At 70.7% G+C, this 12495-nt stretch carries 10 protein-coding genes; 3 read left to right on the top strand and 7 right to left on the bottom strand.

What is annotated here, in order from left to right:
* Window positions 1-8 precede the first annotated feature (8 nt).
* Entirely contained in the window at window positions 9-512 is a 504-nt protein-coding gene (locus tag OG494_RS42550; protein WP_328448591.1) for a GlcG/HbpS family heme-binding protein, read from the bottom strand.
* 153 nt (window positions 513-665) lie between these two features.
* On the opposite strand from OG494_RS42550, the gene OG494_RS42545 reads away from it, so the two are divergent.
* Window positions 666-1766 carry a sensor histidine kinase gene (locus OG494_RS42545; protein ID WP_328448589.1) on the top strand — a complete coding sequence of 367 codons (1101 nt, stop codon included), beginning with the start codon at window positions 666-668 and terminating at the stop codon, window positions 1764-1766.
* Entirely contained in the window at window positions 1763-2386 is a 624-nt protein-coding gene (locus tag OG494_RS42540; protein ID WP_328448588.1) for a response regulator transcription factor, read from the top strand. Before OG494_RS42545 ends, OG494_RS42540 begins: the two co-directional genes overlap by 4 nt.
* A 4-nt stretch (window positions 2387-2390) precedes the next feature.
* On the opposite strand, the gene OG494_RS42535 is transcribed toward OG494_RS42540, so the two are convergent.
* Together OG494_RS42535 and OG494_RS42530 are read right to left on the bottom strand one after the other, a co-directional pair.
* The gene (locus OG494_RS42535) at window positions 2391-3320 is read right to left on the bottom strand and encodes a hypothetical protein (RefSeq protein ID WP_328448586.1); all 930 of its coding nucleotides are present in this window, start codon (window positions 3318-3320) and stop codon (window positions 2391-2393) included.
* Between the two features lie 11 nt (window positions 3321-3331).
* Window positions 3332-3958 carry a vWA domain-containing protein gene (locus tag OG494_RS42530; protein WP_328448585.1) on the bottom strand — a complete coding sequence of 209 codons (627 nt, stop codon included), beginning with the start codon at window positions 3956-3958 and terminating at the stop codon, window positions 3332-3334.
* A 148-nt stretch (window positions 3959-4106) separates the two neighbouring features.
* On the opposite strand from OG494_RS42530, the gene OG494_RS42525 reads away from it, so the two are divergent.
* Entirely contained in the window at window positions 4107-7040 is a 2934-nt protein-coding gene (locus tag OG494_RS42525; protein WP_328448583.1) for an AfsR/SARP family transcriptional regulator, read from the top strand.
* Window positions 7041-7042: 2 nt separating this feature from the next.
* Here OG494_RS42525 and OG494_RS42520 read toward each other — a convergent pair whose 3' ends face one another.
* From OG494_RS42520 to OG494_RS42505, 4 genes are all read right to left on the bottom strand, one after another.
* On the bottom strand, window positions 7043-8257 hold the full coding sequence (locus OG494_RS42520; protein WP_328448582.1) for a helix-turn-helix domain-containing protein: 1215 nt from the start codon (window positions 8255-8257) through the stop codon (window positions 7043-7045).
* A gap of 100 nt (window positions 8258-8357) precedes the next feature.
* Window positions 8358-8543: a hypothetical protein gene (locus tag OG494_RS42515; RefSeq protein WP_328448580.1), complete on the bottom strand. Its 186-nt coding sequence runs from the start codon at window positions 8541-8543 to the stop codon at window positions 8358-8360.
* A 185-nt stretch (window positions 8544-8728) separates the two neighbouring features.
* Entirely contained in the window at window positions 8729-11881 is a 3153-nt protein-coding gene (locus OG494_RS42510) for an ATP-binding protein (protein WP_328448578.1), read from the bottom strand.
* On the bottom strand, window positions 11878-12492 hold the full coding sequence (locus tag OG494_RS42505) for a hypothetical protein (RefSeq protein WP_328448576.1): 615 nt from the start codon (window positions 12490-12492) through the stop codon (window positions 11878-11880). The genes OG494_RS42510 and OG494_RS42505 overlap by 4 nt, the downstream gene beginning before the upstream one ends.
* Between the last annotated feature and the right edge of the window lie 3 nt (window positions 12493-12495).

The following is a 12495-nucleotide window of genomic DNA, read 5'->3' as shown; positions in this document are numbered from 1 at the left end:
TCGACACGTTACTTGCCCAGCGCGTCCACGCCGGCCTGCGCGAACGACTCGTCCTGCGTCCCCGACGGCGCGCCGGCGACGCCGACCGCCGCGATCGGGGTCGAGCCCGCGGTCACCGGGACCGCGCCGGCCAGGAACAGGGTGCCCTCGATGTCCTTCAACGTCGGGGTCTGCTGCAGGCGGCCTGCCAGCTCGGACGTCTTCGCGTTCCACGAGACCGCCGTGAACGCCTTCTGCTGCGCCGAGCTGTAGGACTGCGGGCCCGCGCCGTCGCCGCGCAGGGTCAGGACCGTGTTGCCGTCGCGGTCCACCACCGCGACCGACACGTGCTGGCCGGCCTTGGTGGCGGCGTTCAGCGCGGCCTGACCGGCCTTCTGCGCGGCGGCGATCGACAGGTGTGACGTCTGGACGAGGCCCGTGGCGGGCGCCGCGGACGCCGACACCGCGCCGACGGTGGCGGCACTGACCATCGCCAAGCCGGCGGCGGCGATGCGGGTGCGGGTCGAGATCATGGTGCGCTCCTCGGAGTCGTGCGGTTCGATGACTCCAGCTTCAGCCCGCCACCAGGCCGGTGCGGTCGACGCATCGGCCGACCACCGGGTCAGCCGATCGGCTGATGCGCGGGCACCGGGCCCGGTCGACGCTGAGAGCGGAGGGGAGCGAACATGACAACGGCCGATTCCGACGCGCGGTGGCTCGCCGCTGTCATGCACTCGGCGTTCTTCCTGCTGGTGCTCGCCTCCGCGGTCCGGTTCCTGACGCGCCACGAGGGCACCTCGCTGGCGCCGTGGGTGATCGCGCTGACCGCGGCCCTCGTCGTCGCCTACGGCGTGGGGATGCGCAAGCCCGGCCTGGTCTGGCTGATCGTCGTCCTCGCGTTCTGGGTGGTGCTGGTGGTGCTCGCCCCGAGCTTCGCCTGGTCGGCGATCCCGCTGTTCGTCACCGGTCTGCGCACGCTGCCGACCGGGCCGGCGCTCGCCGTGGTCGCCGTGGTCACCGCGCTCGTGGTCGTTTCGCAGAACCGGCTGGCCGACGGCTTCGACCCGAACCTGACCATCGTGCCGATCGCCATCGCCGTGGTCACCGCCGCGGTGATCACCTTCATGCGACGGCAGACCGAGCGGCTGCGCGAGTCCGAGCGGCGTGCCGGGGTGCTGGCCGAGCGGCACCGGGTGTCCCGCGAAATCCACGACGCGCTCGCCCAGGGCCTGTCCAGCCAGGCGATGCTGCTGCAGGCCGCCGACCAGGCGTGGGCCCGGCCCGAGCTGGCGCGCGAGCACCTGCGTTCCGCGCTGCGCGTCGGCACCGGCAACCTGTCGGAAGCGCGCCGGCTCGTGCAGGACCTCGCCCCCGCCGACCTCGCCGACGCCACGCTCGAAGACGCGCTCCACGCCGTCGCCGACCGGCAGACGCAGGCCGGGCTGCCCGCCGAGGTCCGCGTCGACGGCGCCGAGCGGCCGCTGCCCGAGCGCGTTCAGTCCGCTTTGGTCCGCATCGCCCAGGGCGCGCTGGCCAACGCGCTCGAGCACGCGGGGGCCGGCCGCGCCGTCGTCACGCTCACCTACCTCGACGACCAGGTCGTGCTCGACGTCGCCGACGACGGACAGGGGTTCCACATGACAGAAGCCGACCCGGGTGAACGCGGCCACGGCCTCCCGGCCATGCGGGCCCGGGCGCGGCAGCTCGGCGGCCGCCTGACCGTCGAATCCGCCCCTGGCCAGGGCACCGTCATTTCGGCCGCGATCCCGTTGGAGACTGCCCCATGAGTATTCGCGTGCTGGTGTGCGACGACCACGCCGTCGTGCGCGCCGGGCTGCGCGCCCTGCTGTCGGGCGCGGACGGCATCGAGGTCGTCGCGGAGACGGCGAGCGGGGAGGAAGCCGTCGCGACGGCGGCCACCGTGCGCCCGGACGTCGTCCTGATGGATCTGCAGCTCGGCGCCGGCATCGACGGGATCGAGGCGACGCGGCGGATCCACGCCGGTCCGGACGCGCCCCGGGTCCTGGTCCTGACGACCTACGACACCGACGCGGACATCACCCGCGCCATCGCCGCGGGCGCCACCGGGTACCTGCTGAAAGCCGGGTCCGCCACCGAGTTGTACGCGGCGATCGACGCGGCCTCGGCCGGGCGCACCGCCGTGTCCCCGCCGGTCGCCGACCGGATGATGGCGCAGCTGCGCACCCCGCGGCCTTCCCTCACCGATCGCGAGCGGGACATCCTGCGCCAGCTCGCGCAGGGGCTGGGCAACCGCGAGATCGCCCGCGCGCTGTTCATCAGCGAAGCGACGGTCAAGACCCACCTGAGCCGGATCTACGGCAAGCTCGGCGTCGACACCCGGGCCGGCGCCGTCGCCGTGGCCAAGGAACAACGGCTGCTGGACTGAGCGCTCACGGCGCGTCCCCCCACCGGGCGCCGTAGGCCAGCCCCGGAGTCAGCCCCCGGAACCGCAGGTGGACCTCCCCCGCCGAATCGACCGCGAGGCGGCGACCGCCGCACGCCGGGTCCGCGACGTCTCGCTGGAACGCGCCGTCCAGGGCGCGGACCTCGCGGGGGTGCTCCAGTCCGAACCGGACGCGCAGGTCGAACGAGTCGCACACGTGCCGCGGCACGCACACCATCCACGGCTGCAGCGCCGCCGCCGACGGCAGCCGGAACAGGGCCGCGACCTCCCACGACTCGCCCCGGGACAACGGCTTCGGCAGCTCCAGCCCGTAACCCCAGCGGTCGCTCGCCTCCATCCCGCGGTCCACCAGCGTCCCGCCGTACAGCACCGTCACCGACAGGTCCTCACGACCGGCGGGCAGCGAGACGGCCAGGTCCAGCGAACGCAAGCCGCTCTGATCGGCGACGATCCGGCGTTGCTCCAGGATCTCCGGCCGCGGCTGGTCCAGGACCATCGCCACCCGGAGCTCGGCCGTGTGCCAGCGGCTCTTCTCCGACGGCGCCGGGCCGCGGCGCCCGCCGGTGGCCAGCTCCGCCAGGAGGTCGATCGCCTCGTCCACGCGACGGCGGACCGTCCGCGGGTCGCGGTCGACGCGGGTCGCGGCCCATTTCACCCGGTCCTGGTACAGCGGCTGGCGGGCCTCCGCGGAGATCGCGAAGGCCGCCAACGCCGCCAGGCGCAGGTCCTCCGGCAGGTGCTCGGCCAGTTCGGACAGCCGGGCGGCCACCTTGGTGCGGATCACCACGAGGCCGTCGTCGGCGGTCACGTCGCAGGCCGACCTCAGCACCGGGCCCACCCGCTCCTCGATCCGGCCCTGCAGGCCACGGCCCTTGCGCAGCACCTTCAGCTCGTGGACCAGCTCGGAACGCTCCACAGTGGTCTCCTTCAGTGCGTTTCCATGGCGTCTCCTTTTCTGGACAGAGTGGGACCGGCCGGTGGACGGGAAGTGGACAGAACGTGCATCACCGAGGCGATCAACGCCGTGCCCACGCGGACGCCGTCGCGGCCGAGGTACGTGCGGAAGGTGCCGATCCGGCCGAGCGCGTCCTCGTCCGCGTCGCCGACGCCGAACGCGACCACGCGCGGGCGCCGTTCCCAGGCCGGGTCGGTGAGCTCGGCGAACGCCGCGGGCCAGGTCACCGGATCCGTCGGCTGGCCGTCGGACAGGAAGAAGACGACCGGCCGGTGGACCTGGAGGCGGTGCTTCTCCAGCCCGCCGACGTCCCCGTCGATGACCTCTCGCAGGAACCTGAACGCCGGCCCGAAGTTGGTGCCGGCACACGCGCGCGGCGCGGGCAGCTCGGCGAGCTCGTCCATCGGGAGCAGCGACTGCACGACGTGCGGCGTCTCCCCGAAGCCGACGACGCTGCAGAGGATCCGGCCGGTGACCGACGCGTCGGCGTGCACCGCGCCGCGGAACTCCCGCAGGCCGCTGTTCAGCTCGTCGATGTGGTCGGCCATCGAGAGCGAAACATCGCAAGCGACGTAACACGGCAACACGTCGGACCCCATACCGGTTTCTCCTTCACACCCCTGATCGACCGGCGGAGTCTGGCAAGGGCGTGTGTATCGAACGTGGAGGAAATGCGGATTTTCGAAACCCTTTCGGCCGATTGCGCGATGTCATTTGCGGACAGCAAGCTGGCGCCGGGGAGGCCGCGTGGAGTTTCGGATGCTCGGCCCGCTGGAGGCGTGGCACGACGGCGTCCCGGTGCAGCTGGGTGACCAGCAGCAGCGGTTCGTCCTCGTCGTGCTGCTCCTGAACGCGAACAAGCCGGTGACGCCCGCCCGGCTCGCGGAGGTCGTCTGGGCCGGCCGGGAAGCCAAGCCCACCATGGTGCGCAGCTACATCAAGCGGCTGCGCGACGTCGTCCAGGACGCCGGCGACGTCGGCATCGAGACGACCCCGACCGGCTACCTGCTGCGGATCGGCGACGACCAGCTGGACACCATCCGGTTCGCCCGGCTGCGCGACCAGGCCACGGACGTCCGCGCCGAAGACCCGCGCCGCGCGATCACCCTGCTGCGCGCCGCCCTCGACCTGTGGCGGGGGAAGTTCCTCGAGGACATCGACATCGACCGGGTCGGCGGCGCCGACGTGATCTCGCCGGACGAGAGCTACCCCGACGCCGTCGGCGACCTGGCCGAGCTGGAGCTGGAGTCCGGCGACCACCGCTCGGCGCGCGACCGGCTGCGGCCACTCGTCCAGGCCGACCCGGCCAGCCAGAAGCACGCCGAACTCCTGATCCGCGCCCTGCTCGCCGGCGGTGACCGGGCGGGCGCGCTGCGCGTGTTCACCAGCACCCGTGACGCGCTCGACGGCCTGCGCATGCAGCCCGGGCCCGTGCTGCGCAAGCTCGCCGCGCGCGCCGAACAGGGTGATCCGCCCAGCTCCCTGCCGACCCGGCCGGGCGGGTTCACCGGCCGCGCCGCGGAGCTCGCCGCGATCGAGTCCGCCGCCGCGACCGGGCAGCGCGCGGTCTGGGTCAGCGGCGCCCCGGGCGTCGGCAAGACCGGCCTGGCCGTCGAGTCCGCCCACCAGCTCCGCGACCGGTTCCCCGACGGGCAGCTGCTGGTCCGCCTGAACGGGTTCACCCCGGGCGTCGACGCGGTCGACGTCGGCGACGCCCTCACCGAGCTGCTGACCGAACTCGGCGTCCCCGCCGAACAGGTCCCGGCCACCGTCGGCCGGAAAGTCCGGCTGTACCAGGACACCCTGTGGGGCACGCGCACCCTGCTCGTCCTGGACAACGCCGCGACGCCGGAGCAGATCCGGCCGTTGCTGCCCGAGACGGACGGCTGCCTGGCCGTCATCACCAGCCGGCGGATGGGCGACGCGGACACCGGCGAGAACATCCGGCTTTCGCCGTTGCCGCCCGAAGAAGCGGCCGACCTGTTCCACCAGCTGACCGGCCGGGCGCGGGTGCGCGGCCGGACGAGCGAGGTCGCCGCCGTGGTCCGCCGGTGCGGGTTCCTGCCGATGCCCATCCGGGTCGCGGCCGCGCTGTTCCGGCGGCACGACCGGTGGCCCCTGACGCACCTGCTCGGGCTGCTCGAAGAGAACGGGCCGTGGGGCGCGGACAGCGAGAACGTCGACGGCACCGCCGCCGTCCGGGTGTCCTACCAGCAGCTCGGCGAGCCGCAACGCGCCCTGTTCCGGCTGCTCGGCAGCGTGCCGGGCCCGGTCGTCGGCGTCCCCGGCGGGGCGGCGCTCGCCGGCTGCGACGTCACCGAGGCCCGCCTGCTGCTCGACGACCTCCACGAGGTCAGCCTGCTGGAGGAGGCCGCGCCGGAGCGGTACCAGATGCTGGACCCGCTCAAGGAGTTCGCCGCCACCGAGCCGGCCGACCGCGAGGGCGCGCTGGTGCGGCTGCTCGACTTCTACCTCGTGACGCTGGCGGCCGCGGTCGGCGCCGCGTACCCGTTCGACAAGGCCCAGCTGCCGGCAACGGACCGGTCCTGCCCGGTGACGCCGGTTTTCGCCGACTCCGACGCGGGGCTGCGGTGGATCGTCGCCGAGCGCGACAACCTCGTGGCCGCGGTCCGGTACGCCGCCGACCGCGAGCTGCCCGAGCACACCTGGCGGCTGGCCGTGCTGCTGTGGCGCTACTTCAACACAACGAACCAGTTCGAGGACTGGATCGGCACCCTCGACCTCGCCTGGAAAGTCGTCTCCGCGGACCCGGGCAACGACCTGGGCCAGGCGCACGTGCTGCTCCGGCTGGCGACCGCGAACGACCGGCGCGGGCAGCTTTCGGAGGCGCTGGAGCTGGCCGCGCAGGCGCTGCCGAAGTGGCGCCGCCTCGGCGACGAGCGGGGCGAGGCGGCGACGTTGTGCGCGCTCGCCATTCCCACCATGGAGCTGGGCCGGCACGACCAGGCCATCGCCCACCTCGAGGCCGCGCTGGCCAAGTCCGAGAGGAGCGAAGACCCGCGGGGCCAGGCCCACGCGTTGAGCATGCTCGGCTACCTCAACGAACTGCACGGCAACTTCGACGTCGCCCTGGAGCAGCACTCGGCGGCTGCCCGGATGCTGCGCGAAGTCGGCCACATCCAGGGCGTGGCACACACGCTGAACAATCTCGGGTCCGTGCAGGAAAAGCTCGGCCTCCTAACGGATGCGCTGGCCAGCTACACCGACGCGCACGGCTACGCCGCCCGGATCGGGGACCACGTCGTCGAGGCGTACGCGCTGAACAACATCGGCAACGTGCACCGTCAGCAAGGCCGGTTCCCCCAGGCCGTGCGCTATCACGAGAAGGCGCGCGAGGTGGCGGCGAACGTGCCCGACGCCGACCTGCAGACCCAGCTCTACCTCGACCGCGGCACGACGGCCCTCGCCCAGGGCGCGCACCGGGACGCGCTCACCGCCGCCAAGTCGGCCCTGGACCTGGCCGCCGGCCACGGGAACCGCGCTTACGAGGCCCGCGCGCGCCACGACATCGCGAGGACGCTGCACGCGATGGGCGACCACGAAAACGCCGTCGCGTACTGGGCCGCCGCCGAAAGCGCGTTCGCCGAGCTCGATCTGCCGGAAGCCGGTGCGGTGCGCGAGGAACGCGCCGCTCTGGAGTGCGCCTGCCTCCTGCGGTGACGTCAGTGCTGGTGCAGCACGCGGCTCAGTTCGGGGTAGATCTCCCGGACGGTGTGGTGGCCACGCCACCGGCTCAGGCACCTGGCGAGTTCGCGCAGGTCCGTCCGCACGGTCGCGGAGTCGACCTGCGCCACGTCGCCGATCGTCTCGGTCAGCGTCCGGCAGCTCTCGTCGATCTCCCCGTCCAGCGCGTGGGCCAGTGACCGGCGGACGCCGAACCGGGCCCTGGTGCGGCGGTTGATCGCGGGAACCCGGGACAGCTCCTCACCCAGGATGGTCGCCGCTTCACCGGTCATTCCGAGATCGGCCAGCGACCAACCGCGGGCGAGTGTCAGCGGATCCGCCGCGGTCGAACCGAGTACCGGGTAGTCCTTGGCGTCCACAGCGGACGAGTACACCGAGCCGGCCGCGCGGTCCAGCGCGCGCTCGAAGCCGTCCCGGTCGCCGGCCAGCGCGTGCCCCTGTGCTTCCCGCCGGGCGGCCAGACCGAACGTCCGCGAACCCTCTCGCCCGAGTTTTTGCGCCTGCCGGGCGAGGCCGATCGTGCCGATCGGGTCGTGCCGGTAAAGGGCCAGCCCGGCCTCCCGGACGTACGCGTAGCTCGCGATCTCCCGGTCGCCGGCGGCACGGGCCAGTTCCGAGGCGTGCCGCGTCCACGACAGCGCATCCTGGTCGTTGCCGGCTTCCTGACTCAGCCACCCGGTGTATTCGGACATCCGGGCAGCGAGCAGCAGCAGCCGGGACCGGACGGGCTCCGGGTTTCCCCTGGCCAGCGCGTGCACGGTGTGCGTCTGGGTAACGAGGGACTCGAGGACCACCGCGGGGCTGGTCTGCATGCCGAGGGTGCGCAGGTGCTCGAACGACGCGCGCAGCCCGGTCACCACCTGGTCGTCAAGGATCGGACGCGACCCGCCGGCCAGCGCGATCCCGAGCACCGCGCCCGCGCCGGCCAGCATCTGGCGACGATCGAGCGCGCCGGGGGTCTTCGCCGCCGCCATGGCGCGCGCCCGCGTCTCGTGCGCCGATTCGATCAACGCGCCACCGGCGTCCAGCACGCGGTCGCAGATCCGCGCCAGCATCGCGTTCGGCGGCTTGAGGTCGTTTTCGATCTTGCTGATGTAGCTCTTGCTGTAGTTGACCCGCTTGGCCAGTTCACCCATCGAGATCCCGGCAGCGGCCCGGCATTCCCTCAACAGCGTGCCGAATGTCCCGGCCATGCGAACCTCCATTTCGATGACACCCGAGTACATCATTCCAAGTGGCATTCACGCAATTGCCGGGCCGGCCGCGAATCGATCGCGGCCGGCCCGGCGCGCGTCACCCGTGCCAGGGGTTGCCGTTGGTGCCCGCCGGCGGCGGGGCGGGGGTGCTGGTGGGCGGCGGGGTGCCGCCGTCACCGCCGTCCGCGAACGCCGAGGTGGACCCGATCATCGGGGCCGCCGCGAGGATGCAGAGCGCGAGAACGGGTCCACCGATTTTGGTCAGCTTTTTGGACAAGGACATGACAAATCCTCCTTGATAAAGGTGATTGATCAGGGCTTTTGCGAAATTCCGCGCCCTGCAATCAGGATTCGTCACGCACGATTTCGCGACAAGGAGTTGACCGTTGACCGCCATCGCGGGCAACGGTCAACTCCGGTCCCAGCGCACGAAAAAGGCCGCGTTCCCCCTCGGAACGCGGCCTTTCCTCAGCGACCCGTGCGGGCCCGGTCCAGAACCTCTTCCAGCCGCAACGGAGTGGGCGGGTGGTGGCTGAGACAGAGCGGAGCCCGCATGATGCGGAACCCGAACGTCTCGCCTGTGACGTAGAACTGCCCGCGTTCCAGCCGCGAGATGTCCTCGACGGTGCTGCCCTTCGCCCTCGCCATCTCATTCGCCGCGGCGACCTGCGCCGGGCTGTTGAGGCGGCCGAAGAACTGCGTGGTCGCGTTCCCCGTGACCTGGTTGTGCAGGCCCTTGGGCGCCTGAGTCGCGAGAAGCAGGCCGAGTCCGTACTTACGGGCCTGCGAGGCGAGCAGGATGGTGCTTTGAGTGCTGGCCGTCCAGCCACCGGACGGAGCGATCGTCTGCGCTTCGTCCATGACGAACAGGCCGCCCAGCGGCCGGTCGGCCGCGGGGTTGCGTTTGATCCAGGCGAACACCTCCAGCTGCAGCTGGCTGACGAACCCCTGCCGCTGGTCTTCTGACGGCAACCCGACGAAGCTGATCACCGAGATCCGGGCCCGCTTCCCCGGCGACGGCGTCAGCAGCACGGCGGGATCGGCCGGCTCGCCCAAGCCGCCGAGCAGCGGATCGTTGACCATCGCGGCCCGCAGTGTCTCGGCGAGGTCCGCGGCGGTCTTCGTGCCGGTGGCGAGCTTGCTGACTCCCATCGGCAGCTCGGCGAGCAGGTCGACGAACCCGGACAGGCTGCGCGACTCCTCGCGCGCGAAGTACGTGAGCGCCTCGCGCAGCACGGCCTGTCCGCGGATCGCCCCTTTCGTGCCACCACTCACCCTGGCGTGCGGGACGAGTCTTGCCACGGCCGCCTCAACCGCCGCGGTGAACTCGTCCTCGTCGTCCCGGACCCCGGCGAAGTCCGGCAGCGGGTGGAAACTGAGCGGCCGCCCACCGGCCCGGCCGGGCGTCCACACCACGACCTCGGTGTTGGCCAGGTATTCCGCGGCATGGTCGGCGTCACCGGCACGCCAGCCGTCGGGTGGTTCGGGCCAAGCGTCGCCGAGCCGCGCGAGGTCGTTGTTCGGATCGAGGACAATAGCGGACACGCCGTGCAGCGCGCACTCTTCGATGATGCGCCGGAGGAGAACGGTCTTACCGGTACCGGAACCGGCGAAGATCACCGCGTGCTTGCGGAGGGACTCGAGTTCGATGCGGATCTCACCGTCGACGCCGAGCGTGAACTCGCCCGGCTTCTGCTCCGCCGGCGGCTTGGCGTCCAGTACCGGCTGCTGTTTCTTCGCGACGACTGATGACTGCATCTCTTGCACCGGCGGCGGGCGAGTTTCCCGCTGGCTGCCGCGGGGCTGGCCGATGTTGGGCAGGATCTGCCGCAGCAGTCCCGTCTTGCTCGCCGGCTTGCGGGCCACGAGCCAGTTCAGCAGCTCGTAGCTCTGCTTGGTGAACAGTTGCTTGAGCGCCCAGAAAGTCCGGATGTCGTCCTTGCTCATCTCGACGCGCGGACTTCCTACCCGGGCGAGGTCGCCGACCACGTTTTTGGTCTTGCCACCTGTCCAGCCCTTCGCACCGTGGTGGATCAGCACCAGGTGCCGGTTGCGCACACCGTCCCGGATCCCCGCGGCGTCGATCGCGTTTTGCACCCGTCGCAGTACCCGGTTGCCGTGTTGAGGCGCGAAGGCCCGGAACATCCAGCGTTCCTTGACGTCATCTTTCTCGTTCAACACCCGCAGGAGACCGGCGTGCAGATCGCGTGCCCCGTCTTGGGGTGGTTCGGTCTCCCAGGACTTGTCGTCGTTGCCGAACTCCGTGATCCACGAACGCAAGCCCGCTTGCAGGAGCCCGGGCATCACATCGTCTTCGTTGTGGTAGCTCAGCACGGCACTCACGTCGGTCTTCTTGCGCAGCTCGGCGAACTCACGGTCGAGGTCGGCGAAGTAGTGCGGTTCCGAGCCAGGCTCGAGCCGAGACGGCCCCTCGGTAGGTTCTGCCGGTTCTTCATCGAACGAGGTCAATTCGCGGATTTCGCCGTACAGGCAAACTTCGGCGTGCTCTTGAACCCGCCGGAGCACCTGCCGTGGGGTGTAGCCACTCCACGAATTGCCGAAGGCCTCCGCCGCGATCGGCCACGTCTCGTGCGGCGGCGTGAAGCCGATGCCCTGGTAAACAACGCCGAGCCACTTCTCGACCACCGCCCGGCCGACTCGAGGGTCGACGATGGCGCCGAGGATCGGGGTCTCGGTGAACCGGTCTTCGAACGAGTCGGTCGCGGCTTTCTGCAGCCGAATCCACGTGGTGGGCAAGCAAGCCACGATCGACAGGGTTCGCCGAGTCGACTGCCGGAGCTGCATCAGGCCGTGAGCGATGACGCCGAGTTCACCGGTCGTTTCCGACGAACGCTCATCGGGCTCCGGCGTGATGAACGAGTCCAGCTGATCGATCGCGGCCACACTCGGTCCGGTGAGCGCGAGCACTCGCGAGATCTCCGTGACCAGTTCCCGGTGCGGCTTCGGGTCTGTCGGTAGGCCCCACACCCTGCGCGCCTTCTTCTTGTCCTCGTCCATCGATGCCGACAGGTAGTCCTTGCCGACGGCTCGCTGGTCGGAGTCGAGGGCGGCGTACAGCACAAGCGCACGGACCGTGTCGACGCACTCGACGGCAACATGGGCGTCGACCCGACGCAGAGCATCGATGAAGTTGTTGAGGTCTTCCACGGTGAGCGGCGCATTACCGAGGATCACCTTGGCCACCGACTCGGTCACGCCCGCCTTGTCGCACAACCGCTGCAGCAACCTGGCCAGCTGGAGCTCGCCGTCGTCGCCTGTGCGCCACAGCTCACCACGCATGGCCCGCAGGACGTCGTCCCAGAAAGCAGCACCGGTCGTCAAGTCGATCAGAAAGAAGTAGCCGTCCTCTTGCTGGACGAACCGACGCACCCGGCCGAGCAGGTGGGTCTTCCCCACGCCCTTCTGCCCCTGCAACGTAAGCCCGATGGGACTGGGGCCGACGCTGTTCTTGGTATCGAGGATGCTCCCGCGAATGCGGTTCTCGGCCCGCGTGTGCAGGCCGTCCACGTGGAACGGCGACGTGCCCCAGACGTCGTCCGGTGTCTCGGCGGAGTTGAACCGGACCGCCGCGAGCGCTTGGTGCTGTTGCTCCTCACTCATGATTCCTCGATCGCCACGAGGTGCTTGTCCTCCTTGCCGATCCGGATCGCCGCGGCGTGGTCCGCATCGGTGAGGCCCTGGCGATCCGAGTCCGGCGAGAGGTGGACGAACCCTTGTTTCATCATGCCGATCAGGGTCTGGTCGACCTCGTTCTTCTCGGCACCGTTGAGCTTCGGACGGAGCGTCGCGAGGCGCACCCAGTCTTGTGGCTTGCCGGACAGCTCTTGGTAGACCCGGAGGATCACGTCCTCCAAGGATTCCTCCGGCTTCAGCGTCGAGCCGACGAGATCACGGAGTCGGAGATTGTTCTGCCCCGCGTAAAGCCTCAATGCGGCGAAGCAAATCCGAACCAGGGGGTTCGACCGCGGCGGGGTTTCGATGTCGGCCAGTGCCTGATCGCACCAATCCTCCCCCGCGCGTGTGATCTTGTGGACAAGCCGCCTGCCTTCTTTGCGGGTTTCAAGCAAGCCCGCCTTGTTCAGCTTGGTGCGGCCCGCCGGGCTGAGGTCGACACCGTGGTCCTTCCTCAGATCCGCGTTCGGCAGCTCGCCACCGTTCATCACCAGCACGAGCAGCGTCGCCCGTTCCGGGCTTCCGTACTTCTCCGCCATTCC

It is taken from the genome of Amycolatopsis sp. NBC_00438, from assembly GCF_036026695.1.
Taxonomy (GTDB): Bacteria; Actinomycetota; Actinomycetes; order Mycobacteriales; family Pseudonocardiaceae; genus Amycolatopsis.
This window is presented reverse-complemented; position numbering and strand designations above follow the sequence as displayed.